The 20,890-nt window shown below is 55.8% G+C and carries 17 protein-coding genes and 1 pseudogene; 10 read left to right on the forward strand and 8 right to left on the reverse strand.

The features are described 5' to 3' along the window. The 8 genes and pseudogenes from CFII64_RS30065 to betT form a co-directional block, all read left to right on the forward strand. Positions 1-325: pseudogene (locus CFII64_RS30065) on the forward strand (type VI secretion system tip protein VgrG); the annotation flags it as partial. Next, complete coding sequence (locus CFII64_RS16380) at positions 322-1,197, forward strand: DUF4123 domain-containing protein (RefSeq protein WP_020291924.1); 876 nt, start codon at positions 322-324, stop codon at positions 1,195-1,197. The pseudogene CFII64_RS30065 and the gene CFII64_RS16380, both read left to right, overlap by 4 nt. Further along, entirely contained in the window at positions 1,190-4,561 is a 3,372-nt protein-coding gene (locus tag CFII64_RS16385; protein ID WP_020291925.1) for a toxin VasX, read from the forward strand. The genes CFII64_RS16380 and CFII64_RS16385 overlap by 8 nt, the downstream gene beginning before the upstream one ends. Positions 4,562-4,567: 6 nt before the next feature. Next, positions 4,568-5,287 (forward strand): hypothetical protein, encoded by a 720-nt coding sequence (locus CFII64_RS16390; RefSeq protein ID WP_020291926.1) that lies wholly within the window; start codon positions 4,568-4,570, stop codon positions 5,285-5,287. Between the two features lie 195 nt (positions 5,288-5,482). Next, complete coding sequence (locus CFII64_RS16395; RefSeq protein WP_020291927.1) at positions 5,483-6,205, forward strand: hypothetical protein; 723 nt, start codon at positions 5,483-5,485, stop codon at positions 6,203-6,205. A gap of 289 nt (positions 6,206-6,494) precedes the next feature. Further along, the gene (locus CFII64_RS29815) at positions 6,495-6,986 is read left to right on the forward strand and encodes a hypothetical protein (protein WP_156883209.1); all 492 of its coding nucleotides are present in this window, start codon (positions 6,495-6,497) and stop codon (positions 6,984-6,986) included. Beyond that, positions 6,979-7,428, forward strand: coding sequence for a hypothetical protein (locus tag CFII64_RS30285; RefSeq protein ID WP_256208102.1), 450 nt, complete (start codon positions 6,979-6,981; stop codon positions 7,426-7,428). Before CFII64_RS29815 ends, CFII64_RS30285 begins: the two co-directional genes overlap by 8 nt. A 205-nt stretch (positions 7,429-7,633) precedes the next feature. Beyond that, a complete protein-coding gene (gene betT, locus CFII64_RS16405) occupies positions 7,634-9,589 on the forward strand; it encodes a choline transporter BetT (RefSeq protein WP_218187609.1) in 1,956 nt (651 codons plus the stop codon). A gap of 98 nt (positions 9,590-9,687) precedes the next feature. Here betT and ntrC read toward each other — a convergent pair whose 3' ends face one another. The 7 genes from ntrC to glnA all read right to left on the reverse strand — a co-directional run bounded on the left by ntrC (position 9,688) and on the right by glnA (position 16,507). Further along, a complete protein-coding gene (gene ntrC, locus CFII64_RS16410; protein WP_020291930.1) occupies positions 9,688-11,124 on the reverse strand; it encodes a nitrogen regulation protein NR(I) in 1,437 nt (478 codons plus the stop codon). Beyond that, complete coding sequence (gene glnL / locus CFII64_RS16415; protein WP_020291931.1) at positions 11,121-12,206, reverse strand: nitrogen regulation protein NR(II); 1,086 nt, start codon at positions 12,204-12,206, stop codon at positions 11,121-11,123. The genes ntrC and glnL overlap by 4 nt, the downstream gene beginning before the upstream one ends. Before the next feature lie 322 nt (positions 12,207-12,528). Then, positions 12,529-13,146, reverse strand: coding sequence for a DUF4124 domain-containing protein (locus CFII64_RS16420; protein WP_020291932.1), 618 nt, complete (start codon positions 13,144-13,146; stop codon positions 12,529-12,531). Positions 13,147-13,156: 10 nt separating this feature from the next. Continuing rightward, positions 13,157-13,687 (reverse strand): DUF4124 domain-containing protein, encoded by a 531-nt coding sequence (locus CFII64_RS16425; protein ID WP_020291933.1) that lies wholly within the window; start codon positions 13,685-13,687, stop codon positions 13,157-13,159. 53 nt (positions 13,688-13,740) lie between these two features. Then, on the reverse strand, positions 13,741-14,148 hold the full coding sequence (locus tag CFII64_RS16430; RefSeq protein WP_020291934.1) for a cupin domain-containing protein: 408 nt from the start codon (positions 14,146-14,148) through the stop codon (positions 13,741-13,743). 210 nt (positions 14,149-14,358) lie between these two features. Beyond that, positions 14,359-14,871: a chorismate mutase gene (locus CFII64_RS16435; RefSeq protein WP_256208103.1), complete on the reverse strand. Its 513-nt coding sequence runs from the start codon at positions 14,869-14,871 to the stop codon at positions 14,359-14,361. A gap of 229 nt (positions 14,872-15,100) precedes the next feature. Next, positions 15,101-16,507 (reverse strand): glutamate--ammonia ligase, encoded by a 1,407-nt coding sequence (gene glnA / locus CFII64_RS16440; protein ID WP_020291936.1) that lies wholly within the window; start codon positions 16,505-16,507, stop codon positions 15,101-15,103. Positions 16,508-16,839: 332 nt separating this feature from the next. Here glnA and thiI point away from each other — a divergent pair, with 332 nt between their 5' ends. Together thiI and typA are read left to right on the forward strand one after the other, a co-directional pair. Beyond that, on the forward strand, positions 16,840-18,294 hold the full coding sequence (thiI, locus tag CFII64_RS16445) for a tRNA uracil 4-sulfurtransferase ThiI (protein ID WP_020291937.1): 1,455 nt from the start codon (positions 16,840-16,842) through the stop codon (positions 18,292-18,294). Between the two features lie 145 nt (positions 18,295-18,439). Next, entirely contained in the window at positions 18,440-20,260 is a 1,821-nt protein-coding gene (gene typA / locus CFII64_RS16450; RefSeq protein WP_020291938.1) for a translational GTPase TypA, read from the forward strand. A 160-nt stretch (positions 20,261-20,420) separates the two neighbouring features. On the opposite strand, the gene CFII64_RS16455 is transcribed toward typA, so the two are convergent. Next, positions 20,421-20,876: a YkgJ family cysteine cluster protein gene (locus tag CFII64_RS16455; protein WP_020291939.1), complete on the reverse strand. Its 456-nt coding sequence runs from the start codon at positions 20,874-20,876 to the stop codon at positions 20,421-20,423. Positions 20,877-20,890: the final 14 nt, after the last annotated feature.

Raw genomic sequence — 20,890 nt, forward strand, 5'->3', positions numbered from 1 at the left:
CGCGGCACTGGAAGTCCACCTGGCCGCCGGGCAGCACACGATCGTCGACGCGACCCTCAGCACCACGATCAAGGCGGGCGGGCACTGGCTATACATCTCGCCCGCAGGAATTTTCAGCAGTGTACCGATCCTGCCGGGCGGCGTGCCGACGCCGGGGATGCCAGCGGTGCCGCTGCCACCGATGCCGCTCGAAAAACGTGTCGCAGCTCCCGGTGCTCCGTCCACGCCGGTGCCCGAGGTTGCTGTGCAAGCGCTTCGCGATGAATTCAAGCTTCTACCGTCTCGCTGCGAAGAATGCGAAGCGCTGGCGGAGTCTGGTCAATGAATCATCCTGCCCAAGCCAACTATCTGCTCATCGACGGGGCACTGAGAGCGGACGCGCTTGTGGGCCTCTATCAACGACACGAACTGTTCGAAATTGATGCGCTGTATCTGGGAACCCGCTGGAAAGACCTTCATGATCTGGGACCGATCCTGATCAAACCCGACTCACGCAGCCCGTTGTTGTCGGAATGGCTTGACCACGAGTCGCTAAGAAAAGACTCAACCCTCATCTACAGCCGCGCCAACATCGAACAAGTCGCCAATCACCTGCGCCGTTTCATTTCTCCCGCAGATTGCCTGGGCGGCGGCGGCCTGCTGCGCTTTGCCGATCCGCTGGTGGCACATTTCTGGTTGTCGAGTTATCCCAATGGCTCAAGCCAGCATCTTGGGCCGATTGAGCAATGGTGGGTTGCCTCGCCACGCCACAGCTGGGAATCACCAAAGCAAATGCAATGGCAGACGTTCAGCGGGCCTGGCCCCGAGTTCGCGTGGGACGAACGACATGCCTTGCTGGGCGAGGATCAGCTTGCCGCGCTGGAACTGGCTCAGCGCTGGCGATTTACGGGCCGTATCTACGATTGGCTTGGCGAGCGCAATCCGGATTTCTTCGCCGAAATGGCAGATGCGCAGATCAGCCATTGGCTGTACTCCAGCCTGGAAGCAGGTCTGGGATGGGGGCTCGTCACAGAACGTGCACTCGCCATGTGGGTCGAGGCTTGCGTCGACTACGGCCAAGACTTCGCTTCCCGACCGCAAAGCCCCTATCAGCAATGGATAAACCTGGACGCGGCGAACGCCGGGCTGGCACCAGAGCCGCGCATCCGTGCTTTCGAACTCTATAGCCGCACGCACAAGGAAGTCGCTCATGACTGACAAAAACGGCCAACCGGCCCAATGTCGTGATTCCGTGTTCTCCAACACGGTTCTTTCCGGAACGGGCACCTGCCCGTTCAAAGGCCCCGACATCGCCATCGTGCCCATGCGCTACGCTTTGGACCGCTCACGCTACGACGTCGATCCCGACAGACTCACGCCGTTAGCCGCCAGCGGTAAATGGGCGCGTTATCCCGGGTTGCAGACTCGCAATCTGACCTTGCGCCAACTGCGCGATGGCTTTGTTTACGTCTACAACGACATGGACGAGGTGCTGCATGAGTACGCGTTCAATGCTCGAGACGCGAGTCTGACGCGGATTGTCTGGAGCGACGCCGAGCCAGGGCTGGATATCCGTGCGAGAAAAGCCGAGAGCCGCACGCATCTGCTATATCCGCGAAACAGCAAATTGCGCATCGCGTTTTCGCCCTGGCAATGGACCTGGCGCATGTGTGAGCAGATGCGTTCCAGCCCGGCGAATCGCGCCTCGTGGATGCAGCCGCTGGACCTGCGCGACTACTGCCGCGATATGTCGGTCACCCATGCACTGCCATTGGCCCGCTTGAGCGAAAAAGTTGTAGCCGACGTCGATCCTTACCCTGTCGATCACGACGGGCGCTTCGCCGATTCAGCTAATCCGCCGGTGGTACCTGAAGGTGCCGGATACAAGCCGCTGCCGCTGGCCGCAGATGTCGTCTGGACCGGCAGCGTCGAAGACAAATCCAGCGCCGTGCTGTTCGCTCTCGACGACTCATTGGGCATGCTGGAAGACCTGGGCATGCAACTCATCGCCGATCAGGCCGCGCTCTTCGCGTTTCAGGCCGAGCATGAGCATGCGATGAATATCGCGGGCATCGTCGAGCGCCTGTGCGGTGTCGGTGGCGACCCCGCATTGCTGCCAGCCTCGGTTAAAGGCGATGAGGTGAAAACCCGACAATACATTCGCGACATCGAAGCGTATTTCGAGGAGCTGGACGTTGAGGATCGAGCCGCTGCGGGAACCGAAGGGCTCATCCTGGGAGTGGTCGAATTGCCTTCGACCACTCTGGGCTACGAGCTGAAAAGCCGCTATGGCCGCCTGCCCGATCCGGCATTGCGCAGCAGTTGGCAAGAGCGCAGCAAATGGCGTCGCGAAGTCGACCTGGATGCCGCACGGGATTTCACTGAAGCTCGACAGCCACAACTCAACAGCCTGAAGCAGCACATCACGCAAACCCAGGACGATATCAAGGCCATCGGCGAGCATATCGGCACTGATCCGATGCGCCTGTTCATCGACACCACCAATGCCACCTCGCTGCACTGCCTTCTGGACCTCACTGCCGAACTGTTGTGCAGCCTCAGCCAGGACGTGAGCTTTTCCCGATGGCTGGAAAAAGAGGAAGAGCGAAGCAGAACCCTGTTCGGCCTGACCCGCTACGGCTTCTCCGCGCCCATCAAAGAGGCGATGACCAACGAGGCCAATCGCCTGATGTCCGGCATCACCGACTTCACCGCCCTGGCGGGCCGGGCGGGAGAGATTAATGGTTTCCTCAATCACGATGCGATAGCGGCACATCCCTGGATAAGGGTCTTGAGCGAGCCCGTGCAGCTGACGCTCCAGGCGTTGACGGAATTAGCCAAGGGCGCCGGCAAAACGACCTTGGAACAGATTCAGCTGGCGTTCATCGCGGTGGACAGTCGCATGAGCGATCAGGCCATTGCCCTGCGCAATCTCACCATCGGTCATTTGCTGTTCAGCCATCAGGACCGACTGAAGATTGACCAGGAATTCAACGAGCGCATCGCCGCCTGGAGCAAGGAAGCAGAACGGCTGCGTAACGAAAAACTGGTCGTTGAGCACCACTGGTCAAACCCGGGCGGTCGTTATGACCGCAAGCGAGTGGCAGAAGTACTGGTCGAACTGAACGAGCACATCGAGCAGCACAATCTGCAACGACCGCATTTACTGGACTACGCCCAAAACCGTTACCTGCGCCGACTGCAAATGGAAATCGCCCACTTCCACAAAAACAGCGCTCAGTTGGCCGGCAACTGGCAAAGCCACGCCCGAGCCTTTACCGAACAACATGGGCTCAATGCAGGCGCAATTACCTGGGGCCTGGTGGTCGTCAACTTCTTCAATACGATGGCTACATATCAGCTCGCCAGTAAAGACGGCGATCTGAATGCCAAGGACTGGGCAAAGATCGGCTCCGCAGCGGCTTACACCGGGAACGCGCTGATGGCGGTTTTTGTGGAGACGGCTTGGGTGGGGATGAAGGGGTTGGAGACGGAAATCCGAGATAAAAAAATAGTTAAAATTACTGGCAAGTCAGCAAGCTATTGGGCCGGAACCGAGGGTAGGACTCAGTCTTGGGGGAAATTGATTCGTGGGTTCAGCGCACGGTTGATTGGCTTGGGCGGTTTCGCAGTAGTGGCGGCTTCACTGGAGTCATGGGACATTATTGATGACTACAGATCTACGGAATTTGCATTAGACAAAAGTTATCTTCTTATAAAAGCTGCTGCGGTTTTTGGTATGTTAGGGATTGGAGTAGCACAAACTTCAGCTGGAATGTTGGCACTCGCAGGATCTAACTTTCTTATTCCGCTAGTAATGAATCCGTGGTTTGCAGCTGGTGCTGTAATTATCGGTCTTATTTATTTATTTACGACGGTCGCCCTTAACTATTTGAAACGCGATGCAATAGGACATTGGCTTCACAAATGCAGGTGGTCTCAGTACCCTGAAGAACGATTCCAGGACGAAGGCGAAGAAAATAATCTATTTCTCGAAATCCAGCTTAGCCCCGCACTTTTCGTGAAACCTACTCTTGTAACTAAATACTTTAATGTCGGCCACACTGGTTCCGTGCTGCGGGAAGTGCCAAACGGAGCTTGGGTTCAACTACGTATTCCTGCTGCGCTACGGGGCAACATTATTCAGGTAAATCTGCTAGCCAGCCGTCGCCTTGGGTCAATGATGCCTGTACAGGCGTTGGAAGGTAGTTTGAAAGAGTATTTTATTGGCTATGGTATTACCGAGTCTGTTGTCGGATGGGGAACTACGTCAGAGCAGAAGCCAGATATGCTCTACAACGATCCACCCTATAAGCCGATCCCGCCGGAAGGCGAGGATGCTATATGGCAGACTTGGGTTCCAGTGTCTGACAATGCCCAATACCTTGAGGCACAAGTCTGGTATCCCTCGGCAATCATCACTGTTAGAAACGGTGACAAGGGGTATCGCTTCCAGATTGAGCTGGCCGCTGCGGGAGCAGCCGAGAGCAATGGTCACATTCTCGAAACTAATAACAGCACGCTTTTGATTGAAAAACTAGGTGGTCGCAACGACGCGGCCATACTTCCAATTGTTGGTTAAAATGATATGAAATTAGAAGAGATCAACGATAAACAGGGTGAAATCGACGGGCTTTCGTCGCAGTTGATACCTCTCGATGAGCAGGAGGGTGCAGTGCTCTTAAATTGGAAAATTAAAGCGCACCCTTATCCAATATACCCGGTCGATATCATGTTCGGATTTATGGGCTCAATGAATACTATTTTTTATTTTTTTGGAGCCCTTAATGAAGACGAAAGTATAAAAGAAATTATAACTGTGATGAGCATTTTCGGGTATTTGACTTTGCTCTATTTTTTTAAAGATTTCAGAAGAAAAACAGTGTTCAACTATATTATTTCTGAAAGCGGTGGAAAAGTTGAGCGCTGGCTTGACTACTCAAAATACACTGGGCACATCTTTAAAGGCATCGCGATTATTTTCTCTGTCGCGGTCCTGACAATGATCTTGATTGACCCCAGTTTCATATGGATGTTGGCCGGTCCCGGTGCAATAGGGCTAGCGGCGTGCTCAAAACTAATGAAGTTCGAAAACCTGATCGAACATCACTCTACGACATGGTCGCGCTACGACCTGGTTTTCATCGATCGAAAAAGGAAAATAGTCGTCCCAAGCTACCAAAACGACACCATGGCCGGCTTTGAAATGCATGTCGAAAAACGCAAAATCGACGAAGTCGTCGCCCTTTTGAAAACTCTCATGCCCGACGCCGAGTTTCGCGAGGAGGAATGGGAGTGGTTTTATTGAGTCGCTCATCCATCACCTTAGCATCAGGGAACGTCCCTCTAAATCTGGGTGCCATAAGCCCCATTGAACCAAACTTGATCGCCCCAGGATCATCTGCCGCTAGGTGTTTTGATAACCCGGTCGAACAACACACCAAAAAAATGGACCAGCTATGACCCTGCCTTTATCAACCAAAGGCGAAAGAGAGGCGCTGCTGTGAGTGACAGTGAGAACGCTAATGAAGTTAGTCTCGATTCAACTGATAGCATGTCGCGAGTGCTGACTCGCAAAGCTTTTAAAGGCGCGGAAATTGCGAGTTGGATGGTCAAGGCTCACCCACACCCAATGCGCGCAATTGATTTGGCACTTGGAGCGATGACATCTATACCAGTTGGCTTTTTCCTTGCCGGACTACTATTTTATGAAGATGAGGCAGAAGGCAATTTCATCGCTAGCCAAAGTGCATTTCCCATGTTGCTGCTACTTTTTCTCTGGTTAGTAGTTGCCAGAAAAAAAACGATATATAGCTACATCCTGACCGAAGACGGCGCGCATGTTGAAGATTGGCAAGACTACGCAAGTTTTACACCATACATTTTCAAAGGTATCGCAATCACCTTTTTTGTCGCGGTCCTGACAATGATCGCCATGGAGCCAAGCTTCATATGGATGCTAGCCGGCCCTGGTGCGATGGCATTTGCAGCTTCTTCAAAACTGATGACGGTCGAAAACCCGGTCAGGCAACGCACCAAAAAATGGTCACGCTACGACCTTGTTTTTATTGACCGAAAAAGAAAAATGATCGTCACCAGCTACCAGAGCAACACAATGGCCGGCTTCGAAATCCACGTCGAAAAACGCAGAATCGACGAAGTCGTCGCCCTTCTGAAAACCCTCATGCCCAACGCCGAGTTTCGCGAGGAGGAGTGGAAGTGGTGAGTGACGCTCAGTTTGGTCTCGTAATAAGGAAATAAACTATGGCGAGCAATGATAGTGGCGCAGCTCTTCAACCAGAGCCATCAGAGAATGACCCTCAGTTAGCCGATATTGAGCCCTTTCAAGGAGCTGAGGTTATGGCGTGGAGAATCAAAGCCCATCCACATCCAATGCGGATTGTAGACATGACATTTGGGGGGTTCGTTTTAATTTTTTTTCCTATTTCCTATACGGAGAGTTTTACGAGAGCGAAAGTGATCGAGAGTTCACCAGGATTACGAGTGTTTGTAGCATGTGCTTCGTTCTTCTCTTTTGGCTAGTCGTAGCTAGAAAAAAAACAGTCTACAATTATGTAATTACTCACGCTGGAGGGTGGGTCGAGTACTGGCAGCACTATTGGGTTTACACTCCTTACGTGTTCAAAGGTATCAGCGTCTTTTTCTTTGTTGCCGTACTGACTATGATTTTAATAGAGCCGAGCTTCGTATGGGCGCTTGCCGGTCCGGCAGCAATGGCTGCGGCCTCAGCAAGCGGCTTACTAAAATGGGAAAATGAAATCAGCCACAGCAGTTTTAAGTGGGATAGACCTCACCTCATATTCGTCGATAGAAAGAGAGGCCTTGTTGTTCTTCAGCGGCGCTATGATCCCGATATTCCCTTTGAAGAAAACTATCTTTATTTTCAAACTTTTCTTCCAAAAGACCGGTTTGACGAATTTCTTTCGCTCGCAAAATTATACGCACCGTCGAATGTGGATTATGAAGAAGGCCGTTGCTATGAGTGACAGCGAGAACGCTGATGAGGTTAGTCTCAACGCAAATGAGCGCAAATCAGAACTGATGACGTTCGAAAACCCGGTCAGGCAACGCACCAAAAAATGGGCACGCTACGACCTTGTTTTTATTGACCGGAAAAGAAAAATGATCGTCACCAGCTACCAGCACAACACTATGGCTAGCTTCGAAATCCACGTCGAAAAACGCAAAATCGACGAAGTCGCAGCCCTTTTGAAAACCCTCATGCCCGACGCCGAGTTTCGCGAGGAGGAATGGGCACGCTACGACCTTGTTTTTATTGACCGCGATTTTTTGGCAGGGAACGAACCCCACAACCCCGGCGTCATAACCTCCCTTGAGCTAGCCTCCATTGGCCTACTGAATCGATTCATCGACCGATTTTTTGGCAGGGAACGAACCCCACAACCCCGGCGTCATAACCTCCCTTGAGCTAGCCTCCATTGGCCTGCGATTAGCCGTCGTGGGTGCTTCCGTGTTTTAATTGAACGCTCATTCAATATAAATCGGTGGTTCGCTGCCCGCTCACAACAGGAGGCTTACCTTTGCTGAATCCGTTTTTTGCTGCTGCTTTCCTTCATCTGGAGGTGCAGTTTTTATGAGTACATCTGCTACGCAAGCCAGCGGTTCGGTCCGCATGAATCCGCCGGTGTTTTATTTCGCGGCGTCTTTTATTCTGATTTTTGGCGTGGTCGTCATCGCGTTTCCCGAGGCTTCCGGCCAATGGTTGCTGGCGGCGCAGAACTGGGCGGCCAATACGGTCGGCTGGTATTACATGCTGGCGATGACGTTGTATCTGGTCTTCGTGGTGTTCACTGCGTTGTCTGGCTACGGCAAGATCAAGCTCGGTGCCGACCATGACGAGCCCGAGTTCAGTTATCTGTCCTGGGCGGGGATGTTGTTCGCCGCCGGGATCAGCATCACGCTGTTCTTCTTCTGCGTGTCAGAACCGCTGACGCACATGCTGCAACCGCCGCAAGGCGAGGGCGGGACGACTGAGTCGGCGCGGCAGGCGATGCAGTTGCTGTTTCTGCACTGGGGTCTGCATGGCTGGGGTGTGTTCGCCTTCGTCGGCATGGCACTGGCGTATTTCGCGTATCGACATAATTTGCCGCTGGCCCTGCGTTCGGCCTTGTATCCACTGATCGGCAAGCGCATCAATGGCCCTATCGGCTATGCGGTGGATGGCTTCGGTATCATTGCGACCATCTTCGGCCTCGGTGCCGATATGGGCTTTGGCGTGTTGCACCTGAACTCTGGCCTGGATTATCTGTTCGACGTGCCGCATACCCAATGGATTCAGGTCGGATTGATCACGCTGATGATGGGCGCGGCGATTCTGGTGGCGATTGCCGGTGTCGATAAGGGCGTGCGCGTCATGTCCGACATCAACATGTTGCTGGCCTGCGCGTTGCTGCTGTTTGTGCTGTTCGCCGGGCCGACGCAGCACTTGCTCAATACCCTGGTGCAGAACATCGGGGATTACCTGGGCGCGTTGCCGACCAAGAGTTTCGATGTTTACGCCTACGACAAGCCGAGTGACTGGCTGGGCGGCTGGACAGTGTTCTATTGGGCCTGGTGGATTGCCTGGTCGCCGTTTGTGGGCCTGTTCATCGCGCGTATTTCCCGGGGTCGCACCATTCGTGAATTCGTCTTCGGCGTGCTGCTGATTCCGCTGGGTTTCACCCTGGCGTGGATGTCGATTTTCGGCAACAGCGCTATCGATCAGGTGATCAATCACGGCATGGTTGCCTTGGGGCAATCGGCTATCGATGATCCGTCGATGACCCTGTATCTGCTGCTGGAAACCTACCCGTGGAGCAAAACCGTCATCGCGGTCACGGTGTTCATCAGCTTTGTGTTCTTCGTGACCTCGGCCGATTCGGGCACTGTGGTGCTTTCAACTTTGTCGGCCAAGGGCGGCAATCCCGACGAGGACGGTCCGAAATGGCTGCGGGTTTTCTGGGGTGTCGCGACGGCGCTGATCACCAGTGGCCTGTTGTTCTCCGGCAGTATCGATGCGTTGAAATCTGCGGTGGTGCTGACGTCGCTGCCGTTCTCGCTGATTCTATTGCTGATGATGTGGGGGCTGCACAAAGCGTTCTTCATGGAATCCCAGCGGCAGATTGCCCAGCTGTATTCGCTGGCTCCGGCTTCGGGGGCGCGGCGCGGCGGCTGGCGGCAGCGCTTGAGCCAGGCGGTGCATTACCCGTCACGGGACGAGGTGTATCGCTTTCTTGAGCAGACGGTGCGTCCGGCCATCGAGGACGTGACCAATGTGTTTGTCGAAAAAGGCCTGAATGTGGTCGCTCAGCCTGACCCGGCCAACGACAGCGTGAGTCTGGAAATCGGCCACGGCGAAGAAAGGCCGTTCATTTATCAGGTGATGATGAAGGGCTTCTTTACCCCGTCGTTTGCTCGGGGCGGCATGGGTTCCAAGCAGCTGAATAATCGACGCTACTACCGCGCCGAGGTTCACTTGAGCGAAGGCAGCCAGGATTACGATCTGGTGGGTTACACCAAGGAACAGGTCATCAACGATATTCTTGACCAGTACGAACGCCATATGCAGTTTTTGCATTTGGTGCGATAGGCAGCGAATCCGCCGTAGGAGCGACTTTAGTCGCGAGAGCATCAATTGCCCTCCCGGCTAAAGCCGGTCCTACGACAGACCATTCAGTGGCTTTTTGATCAGCCCTCATCACCCTCGTCGTCATCCCCGCCATCGATCTTCATGCCCAGTTCCTTGATCTTGCGCGTCAAGGTATTGCGGCCCCAACCCAGCAGCACAGCGGCGTCGCGACGGCGACCGGCGGTGTGTTTGAGGGCGGTTTCGATCATGATGCGTTCGAAGGTTGGCACGGCGCTGTCGAGCAGGCTGGACTGGCCGCGAGCCAGTGCCTGGTCGGCCCACTGACGCAGCGCTTGTTCCCAGTTGGTCACGGGCGCGGCGTCTTGCGGCAGGCTCAGCAGTTCAGGCGGTAAGTCGCTGATATGCACCTCACGGCCGGATGCCATGACGGTGATCCAGCGGCAGGTGTTTTCCAGCTGACGCACGTTACCCGGCCATGGCAGGTGCTTGAGGTATTCCTCGGTTTCCGGCTTGAGCAGCTTTGGTTCGACTGCCAGCTCCTGGGCTGCACGACTCAGGAAGTGCTTGGCCAGCGTCGGAATATCTTCGCGACGGTCGGACATGCGCGGAATGTGGATGCGGATCACGTTCAGACGGTGAAACAAGTCTTCACGGAATTTGCCCGCTTGCACCAGGGTTTCCAGATTCTGGTGAGTCGCGGCGATGATTCGTACGTCGACCTTGACCGGTGTATGACCGCCAACACGATAGAACTCGCCATCCGCCAGAACCCGCAGCAAACGCGTTTGGGTATCGGCAGGCATGTCGCCGATTTCATCGAGGAACAGCGTGCCGCCATCGGCTTGCTCGAAACGACCGCGACGCAGGTTGGCTGCGCCGGTGAACGCGCCTTTCTCGTGGCCGAACAGTTCGGATTCCATCAAGTCTTTGGGGATCGCCGCCATGTTCAAGGCAATGAACGGCGAGGCTGAACGCGGGCTGTGGCGGTGCAAGGCGTGGGCGACCAGTTCTTTACCGGTGCCCGATTCGCCGTTGATCAGCACGGTGATGTTGGAGTGGCTCAAGCGGCCGATGGCGCGAAACACTTCCTGCATCGCTGGCGCTTCGCCAATGATTTCCGGCGTGCGGGTCAGGGTTGGTGCAACGTTGATGCCTTGCTGTTCCTGGGCATGCTGGTTGGCACGCTTGACCAGCGACACCGCTTCATCGACGTCAAATGGCTTGGGCAGGTATTCGAACGCCCCGCCTTGATAGGACGCCACGGCGCTATCGAGGTCGGAGTGGGCGGTCATGATGATGACCGGCAGACGCGGGTGCTGTTCGCGAATCCGCGCCAGCAGATCGAGACCACTGGCGCCGGGCATGCGGATATCGGAAATGATGACGTCCGGTTGCTGACGGGCCAGGCGGCTCATCACGCCGTCGGCGCTGTCGAAGCTTTGCGTGGTCATGCCTTCCTGTTGCAAGGCCTTTTCCAATACCCAACGGATGGAACGATCGTCATCGACGATCCAGACAGTTTCACTACGGCTCATGTCGAAGCTGCTCCTTGTTCCAGCGGCAGGAAGATCGAAAACGTGGTGTGGCCAGGATGGCTGTCACACTCGATCAGTCCTTGGTGCTGACTAATTATGTTCTGGGTAATGGCAAGTCCGAGCCCGGTGCCGTCGGGACGGCCGCTGACCATCGGGTAAAAAATGGTTTCCTGAAGCTCGGCCGGAATACCGGGGCCGTTGTCGATGATTTCAACCTTGGCCACCAGCCGATGACGCACATGACCGATGGTGAATTGCCGCATGGCGCGGGTGCGCAGACTGATGCGCCCCAGGCGCAGCTCGTTCTGGCCGCTGATGGCTTGCATCGCGTTGCGCACGATGTTGAGCACGGCCTGAATCATCTGTTCGCGGTCGATCAATACGTCGGGAATACTTGGATCATAGTCGCGCACCAAAGTGATGCAACCCTGGCTTTCGGCGTCGACCAGACTGCAGACGCGCTCCAGCACTTCATGCACGTTGGTCATCGCCAGCGAAGGCAGTTTGTTTGAGCCCAGCATGCGATCCACGAGGTTACGCAGGCGGTCGGCCTCTTCGATGATGACGTTGGTGTAATCCTTGAGGCTTTCTTCAGGCAGTTCGCGGGCCAGCAACTGGGCCGCGCCACGAATCCCGCCCAATGGATTCTTGATTTCATGGGCCAGGCCACGCACCAGCATTTTGGTGGTTTCCTGCTTGGACAACTGGGCCTCTTCCTTGGTGATGCGCAGCAGGCGATCACGGGGATGGACCTCCAGCAGCAGCAGGGTTTCGCCCTGGCTGAGGATCGGCGTAACTGCGTAATCAACCGTCAACGTCTGACCCGTCAGGGCGGTGAGCATTGCCTCGCGCTTGGTGAACGGGTGCGCTTGTTCCACGGCCTGACGCAGCGAGCTCAAGGCTTCTGCCGACTCGGTGAACAATTCGCTGATGAATTGCCCATGGCTGCGTTGACCGCTGATGGCCAGCAGCATTTCCGCCGCGGGGTTCATGTACTCAAGGCGCAGGTCAGCATTGAGCAGAATGGTGGCAGTGGTCAGGTTATCCAGTAACAAACGGTGCAGCGCGTCGCTGATAGTCATGAAAGTCGTTGACCTCTTTTGGCACATTGCAACCCAGGCAAGCCCGGTATCGCAGGCACTGGTTGGTCTTTTCCAGCGTTGGCAAAACCACTGATACGCTTGCGTACAGTGCAGATATGGGTGCTGTTACGGGGAAGTTGCAAAAACCAAACCAAGGCTCCGAAAAGAAGCGTTTAATCTGCAAATTCGGGCTTTTTTTGGACAGAGGTCTGCTTTTGGTCACAGGGGCGAGCTTTTTTCGACCCAAAATGGGTTCAAGCTCTCGCAGGCTGACAATTTAATGCACCAATATGGAGCTTAGCCGTTCAGGATCAGGTCGCAGTCAGAAAAAAGGCAGGAAACTGCTTTTTTCTTCGGGCTTGGTGCTCAGCGGGCATTCAGGACGAACGCCGTAGTCTTCAGTCTTGCAGGGCCGCGCCAGACGCTTCTGGGCCAGGGAGATGCGCTGCATGTGGAAAGGTTGGTTAGGCGTTCGCTCAAGAACCCGACCCGCTTCATCGACGATTTCCACCGACAGTTGATGCGTGCCTCGGTCGATATTGCTCAGGGGAAAGACCGGGCTGCGTCCGGCATCGGCGTACGGTTTGCCATCCACCAGCAATCGATAACCGTGCCCCGGCTGCAGCGCCGGGTCGCTGGTGACGCTGACAATCAATTCACCTGGAGCGCTGCGCACCGTGGCGTCGGGTTCAGGTACCAGAATCCGCAGCAAGTCGTAACGAAACATCGCCTTTGTCTTGGGCTTGGCCGGGCTGGCTTGCACGGCACGCTTGGGTGGCGCGCCAGTGGTGCTGTTGCTGGGCAGGATCTCCACCCGTTTGGCGTTCTTGCGAGGTTGGTCGGTGAAGACGCGATTCCCCTCGGCGTCGATATAGGTATAAACGTCGGCTATTGCCGGCAGGCCGACCAGCAGCAACAGCCAGAACACGGCGCAGCGCATCAGGCGCGACTCAAGGCTTGCCGACATGAACTCGCTGCACGGTGAGGGTCACGGTCGGACTCTGCTGAACAATGCCTTGTTGATCGAGCACGATCACCGCGAAGCTGTGTTCGCCACGGTCGAGGTTGACGACCTGCAACCGCGGAACATTGCCCGGCTGGCCATACGGATTGCCATCCACCAGCAGTTGCAATTGATGGCCCGGCGCCAGACGTGGCTGGATCATTACGCCAACGGTGAAGGTGCCGTTGTTGGCGCGCAGCGCTTCGCCAGCAGGCAGATCGGTCAGCTCCAGCACCTGATAGGCCGCCTCAGGCCGGGAAGCAGACGGGCGTGACTCACTTGGCGGGCTCTGCACCGGGCTCGACGGCTTCGGCGTTTCGACGCTGTTCAGCGGCGGCAACTCGATGACCTCGGCCTTGATGCCATCCGGAGGCTGATTGGTAAACGCGGTGTTGCCGTTGGAATCGGTGTATTTGTAGATCTGCGCCGCCGCAGGCAAGGCGATCAACAGCAGCAGACAGAAAAGACTTCGACGCATGAACACTCCGACGACAATGGCTTGCACGGTTACTCTGGTGATTACTGCGGCAGCTACTCCGACAGTGCAACGCCCGGAGTGCCAGCATAGAACACAATGAGTTCCACCGGGCTATCGCCGGTCTTGCCGCGATGCATGATATCCACCAATTCCGCCAGGGTGTCACCCTGTTTCAGGCAAATTGAATGACTGCCGTCCTGTGTTTCGACTTCCAGTTCGCCCGAGGCCACATAAGCGGCGTTGGGAATCGGATGTTTGTGCCAGTTCAGCGTGGTTTTCGCCGGTATGTTGATTTTCAGCACGGTCAGTTCCGGCTGGCCGGCAGGGTAAGCCGTGTAGGCTGTGCCGTCCCAGGAAGTGGTCGATTTGAGCAATACCGTTGAATCAAGCTTGCCGGACTGTGCATTACAGGCGGTGGTGGTCAGCAGTACGCCAAGAACAACGAGCGCTTTTTTGAGCATATCTGAGGTATTCCTTCGTTCGTTGGAGCCTGCCTATAACGGCGGCTCATTGCACCGCTCTGAATCGAGCAGGTGCGCGAAATGCGAAGGATGTCAAAAAGGCCGAACGTGAATGCGGTAACCCAATACCGCACCGGGATGCTGATTTTCATCGAGCATAAAAAAGGCCTCGCGAAGGAGGCCTGTTTACTGCGTCGATGAACGCGGTGCCTATTGGCTCTTGATACACAATTCCCCGGTTGCCCGCACCAGCGCCAGATCATGAATCGAGTCGCTGACCTGCCGCGCACGCTGCTGTCCCAACCAGTTCGGGCAGTGAGGGTCGCGTCGATAAGGGGCAAACGCCGCGTAATGTTGCAGCAGCTGGATTTGCAGCTGATCAAGCTTCGGGCGGATCTGTTTGGTCAGGTCCGGCCTTGGGCTGTCGGGCGCCTTGCCGACTGCGTGCCAGCTGGCAAGCAGCGCGTATTGCACCAGTTTGTTCGCTTCGATCTGGGCCGCCAGGAACTGGCTGACTTCATCGCCATCGAGCTTGTAGCTCGGCGCAAGTTTGGCTGCGGCGGCAATTACCTGCTGTTCGCGCGGGCTGTCCTGAATCGGTTTGCCGCTGTCCCATTTGGTCAGCGCGACCTGATCGGCGATGGTCAGCCGCTCGCTGATGCTGCCGAGCAAGGGCGCCAGTGCTGCGGGGGCGGCGGCGGAGCCGGGAGATTCGAGGTGCACGCGCCGATACTGACGAGGCATGCGGGAAGAAGCAGACGTCGGACCATTTTGCTGGCATTGGGCATCGGTTGATCTCTACGTTGTTTTTGTGGGATCCAAGCGTTGCGGCTGCAAGCCCGCACCCGAGCGATTTCGCGCAGGGCCGGGTAGTCAACCAGAAAACCGGCGCATAAAAAAGGCCTCCCGAAGGAGGCCTCTTTGTTACGTCAAAACCGCTGACGTGACTGGATCAGCAGCTGTAGTACAGCTCGTATTCCAGTGGGTGTACGAAGGTGCGTACTTTGATTTCTTCTTCGCTTTTCAGAGCGATGTAAGCGTCGATGAAGTCGTCGCTGAAAACGCCGCCTTTAGTCAGGAACGCACGACCTTTGTCCAGCTCTTCCAGGGCTTCTTTCAGGCTGCCGCAAACTTGTGGGATCTCTTTGGCCTCTTCAGGCGGCAGGTCATACAGGTTTTTGTCAGCTGCGTCGCCAGGGTGGATCTTGTTCTGGATGCCGTCCAGGCCAGCCATCAACAGTGCAGCGAAGCCCAGGTACGGGTTGGCTGCTGGATCCGGGAAGCGCGCTTCGATACGGCGGGCTTTAGGGCTCGACACGTAAGGAATACGGATGGAAGCGGAACGGTTACGAGCCGAGTAGGCCAGCATTACCGGAGCTTCGAAACCTGGGACCAGACGCTTGTAGGAGTTGGTCGACGGGTTGGTGAAGCCGTTCAGTGCCTTACCGTGCTTGATGATGCCGCCGATGAAGAACAGGGCGGTGTCGGACAGGCCGGCATAACCTTCGCCAGCGAAGGTGTTCTTGCCATCTTTGGAGATGGACATGTGAACGTGCATACCCGAACCGTTATCGCCGTACAAAGGCTTAGGCATGAAGGTAGCGGTGCGGCCGTAAGCGTCGGCAACGTTGTGTACGCAGTACTTGAGGGTCTGAACTTCGTCAGCCTTCTTGACCAGCGTGTTGAACTTGACGCCGATTTCGTTCTGACCGGCAGTCGCCACTTCGTGGTGGTGAACTTCGATGACCAGGCCCATTTCTTCCATGGCATTACACATGGAGGTACGGATTTCGTGGTCGTGGTCGAATGGCGGAACAGGGAAATAGCCGCCTTTCACGCCTGGACGGTGGCCTTTGTTGCCGCCTTCCACGTCCTGGTCAGACATCCACGAACCTTGTTCGGAGAAGATCTTGAACATGGAACCGGAGATGTCGGACTTGAACTTCACTTCGTCGAAGATGAAGAATTCTGGTTCCGGACCCACAAATACGGTGTCGCCGATACCGGTGGACTTCAGGTATTCCTCGGCACGGTGAGCGATGGCGCGTGGGTCGCGGTCATAGCCTTGCATGGTCGAAGGTTCGATGATGTCGCAAACCAGGATGATGGTTGGCTCTTCGGTGAACGGGTCGAGCACGGCAGTGCTGTCGTCCGGCATCAGGATCATGTCGGAAGCTTCGATGCCTTTCCAGCCAGCAATGGAGGAGCCGTCGAACATTTTGCCGATTTCAAAGAAATCTTCATCCAGCGCGTCGCGAGCCGGCATGGTCACGTGATGCTGAGTGCCTTTGGTGTCCGTGAAGCGCAGATCAATCCACTTAACGTCATGATCTTTGATGAGTTGAACCGACTTCGACATGGTGTCCTCCGGGTGGCTTCGGGCCGTTTTATGGTTTAGGCCCTTAGAATTTGGGTGATGCCGGCGCGAATACTCGGCTAAGGCAACCTGCCTCACAAGGGAGCAAATTGCATGCCAGTGCCCCGTGTTGGGTTTTTTGCGTCAAACAGGCTCTTTATAGGGGGAAAACGCGATTTTAACTAATTTGCACGCACCTTAATGATGCGGGCAACTAGTCGGTAGATCCGTTTTGGTGCATCGATGATTGGTTGCACGATAACTGGTTAAACCTTGAGCAATTTCCGCTATAATCCCGCCCCCTCTTTTTCGGCAGGCACCTCGCGCGCTGTTTCATGAAACTAATCGTAAAAGTCTTCCCAGAAATCACTATCAAAAGCCGGCCGGTGCGCAAGCAATTCATCCGCCAGCTGGCCAAGAACATCCGTACCGTGCTCCGCGACCTGGACCCGGCACTGGTGGTGGGGGGCGTGTGGGACAATCTTGAGGTTCAGACGCGTATCACTGAGCCCAAGACCCTGCACGAGATGACTGAGCGCCTCAGTTGCATGCCCGGCATCGCCAACTTCCTGCAGGTGGCTGAATACCCGCTGGGCGACATGGACGACATCCTCGCCAAGTGCAAACTGCACTACGCCGACTTACTGCCGGGGAAGATTTTTTCCGTGCGCTGCAAGCGTGCCGGCAAGCATTCGTTCAGCTCGATGGACGTCGAAAAATACGTCGGCAGCAAGCTGCGGATCGAGTGCGGCGCGGCCGGGATCGACCTGAAAAAGCCGGAAATCGAAGTGCGGATGGAAATTCGCGACCAACGGTTGTTCGTGATTCACAGCCAGCACAACAGTATCGGCGGATATCCGCTGGGCGCGCTCGAACAGACCCTGGTGTTGATGTCCGGCGGTTTCGATTCGACCGTCGCGGCCTATCAGGTCATGCGGCGCGGGCTTATGGCGCACTTCTGCTTCTTCAACCTGGGCGGTCGTGCCCACGAACTGGGCGTGATGGAAGTCGCGCATTTCATCTGGAAGAAGTACGGCAGCTCGCAAAGAGTGCTGTTTGTCAGCGTGCCTTTCGAGGAAGTTCTCGGAGAAATTCTGCAGAAAGTCGATAACAGTCATATGGGTGTAGTTTTGAAGCGTATGATGTTGCGCGCTGCATCCTCTATTGCTGATCGCCTGGAAATCGACGTGCTGGTAACCGGCGAAGCGATTTCCCAGGTGGCCAGCCAGACGTTGCCGAACCTGTCGCTGATCGATGCGGCCACTGACAAGCTGGTCCTGCGCCCGCTGATCACCAGCCACAAGCAGGACATCGTCGATCAGGCGGTTGAAATCGGTACTGCCGATTTCGCCAAGCACATGCCTGAGTATTGCGGGGTGATTTCGATCAACCCCAAGACCAACGCCAAGCGCAACCGCGTTGAGTACGAAGAACAACAGTTCGACATGGCGATTCTCGAGCGAGCGCTGGAGAATGCCAAGCTGGTTTCGATCGATCGGGTTATCGACGATTTGAGCCGCAGCATCGAGATAGAGGAAGTCAGTCAAGCGCTGGCAGGTCAGGTCATCATCGACATCCGTCATCCGGATGCCCAGGAAGACCAGCCGCTGCAATTGACCGGCATTGAAATACAGGCGCTGCCGTTCTATGCACTGAACAGCCGCTTCAAGGAACTGGATGACACGCGCCAGTACCTGTTGTATTGCGACAAAGGCGTCATGAGTCGCCTGCATGCTCATCATTTGCTCAGTGAGGGGCATGCCAATGTGCGCGTTTATCGACCGAGCTAAGTGCCCGGGGCTGTTTGCCTGTGGCTTGCGTCACCGGCCCCCCGACGCCAGTCGTCTAGCCGTAACGGCTTTTGGCCGACTCTAACGTTATAAATAGCTGTCTAGATTTATTCAGCTGACCGAATCCTCTGATCGAGATACACAAGTGATCGAAAATCTACGCAACATCGCCATCATTGCTCACGTTGACCATGGTAAAACCACCCTGGTAGACAAACTCTTGCGTCAATCCGGCACCCTGGAACGCGGCGAGCTCAACGACGAACGCGTGATGGACTCCAACGACCAGGAGAAAGAACGCGGTATTACCATTCTGGCGAAAAACACCGCTATCAACTGGAACGGCTACCACATCAACATCGTGGATACCCCGGGCCACGCCGACTTCGGCGGTGAAGTAGAGCGCGTGATGTCGATGGTTGACTCCGTTCTGCTGCTGGTTGACGCTCAAGACGGCCCTATGCCGCAGACCCGTTTCGTGACCAAGAAGGCTTTCGAAGCCGGCCTGCGTCCAATCGTGGTCATCAACAAGGTTGACCGTCCAGGCGCGCGTCCGGACTGGGTTCTGGATCAGATCTTCGACCTGTTCGACAACCTGGGTGCTACCGAAGAACAGCTGGACTTCCAGGTCGTTTACGCTTCCGCGCTGAACGGTATTGCCGGTCTGGAACACACCGCCATGGCGGAAGACATGACCCCGCTGTACCAGGCGATTGTTGACCACGTTCCTGCGCCAAAGGTTGACCGTGACGGTCCGTTCCAGATGCAAATCTCGGCACTGGACTACAACAGCTTCCTGGGCGTCATCGGCGTTGGCCGTATCGCTCGCGGCAAGGTCAAGCCGAACACTCAGGTTGTAGCGATCGACGCTGACGGCAAACGCCGCAACGGCCGTATCCTGAAGCTGATGGGTCACCACGGTCTGCACCGCATCGACGTTGAAGAAGCAGCTGCCGGCGACATCGTCTGCATCAGCGGCTTCGACCAGCTGTTCATCTCCGACACTCTGTGCGACCCACTGAACGTCGAAGCGATGAAGCCGCTGACCGTTGACGAACCAACCGTTTCCATGACTTTCCAGGTAAACGATTCGCCTTTCTGCGGTAAAGAAGGCAAGTTCGTCACCAGCCGTAACATCAAGGAACGTCTGGACAAAGAGCTGCTGTTCAACGTTGCCCTGCGCGTTGAAGAAGGCGACACCGCTGACAAGTTCAAGGTTTCCGGCCGTGGCGAGTTGCACCTCTCGGTACTGATCGAAACCATGCGTCGCGAAGGCTTCGAAATGGGCGTTGGTCGTCCTGAAGTGATCATCCGTCTGGTTGACGGCGTGAAGCACGAACCGTACGAAAACGTCACCATCGACCTGCCTGAAGAGTCCCAGGGCGCGATCATGGAACAGATCGGTATCCGTAAAGGCGACCTGACCAACATGGTTCCGGATGGCAAAGGGCGTGTTCGCCTTGAGTACAACATCCCGGCTCGTGGCTTGATCGGTTTCCGTAACGAGTTCCTGACCCTGACTTCCGGTGCCGGCATCCTGACCAGCATCTTCGACCGTTACGACGTGATGAAGTCCGGCGACATGTCCGGCCGTCAGAACGGCGTTCTGGTTTCGGTTGCTACCGGTAAGGCTCTGACTTACTCGCTGGAAACCCTGCAGGCACGTGGCAAGCTGTTCCTGGGCCACGGCGAAGACGTGTACGAAGGTCAAATCGTCGGCATCAACAGCCGCGACAACGACCTGGGTGTAAACCCAACCAAAGGCAAGAAGCTCGACAACATGCGTGCTTCCGGTAAAGACGAAACCATCGCTCTGGTTCCGCCTATCCGTTTCACTCTGGAACAAGCGCTGGAATTCGTGCAAGAAGACGAACTCTGCGAAGTGACTCCAAAGTCGATCCGCCTGCGTAAGAAAATTCTTGGCGAAAGCGAGCGTACCCGCGCTGCCAAGAAAAGCGGCAACTGATTGATCAGTTAGTCGGCTAAAAACAAAACGCCCCCGACCGCAAGGTCTTGAACCGCAGTAGGACCGGCTTTAGCCGGGAGGGCACTGGTCGACCCGGAACAGATTTGTCCCGGACAGACCGCCCTCCCGGCTGAAGCCGGTCCTACAGAATGAATGTTACTTAAAACTTCGGAAACGGCGTGCTGGTGTTGTTCTTCAGCGTGCCGGTGTCCTGACGGACCAGATCCTTGGGCTTGTAAGCGCAATAGCCGGGGCGCGGGCCGATCTTGGGGTGGTTGCGGCAGGTATCCGGGCGCGTCTCGTAGATCGTGCACAGCCGGCTCTTGCGATCCAGGTACAGGCAATCGTTGTTGCTCATGCGCTGCAAAGTGAAGATCTCGGACTTCTGGTTGTAGCGCTCGACGATGCCTTCCTTCTGCAAACGCTTGGCGATGTTCTTCGCCGGCTCCCCGCGCTCGAACTCATCGACGATGCCGATGCGGATCAAATCCTTGATCTTCACTTCAACAGGCAGCGTGCAGCAGCTGGAAACACAGCCTCCGCACATGTGGCTGGAGTATTTCGCCCAGGTATCGATACGGTCGAGTTCTGCGGCGGCGATCAAGGTGGGTTTCATTTGAATCCAGTTCC

Origin of the sequence: Pseudomonas sp. CFII64, from assembly GCF_000416235.1 — a bacterium.
GTDB lineage: Bacteria > Pseudomonadota > Gammaproteobacteria > Pseudomonadales > Pseudomonadaceae > Aquipseudomonas.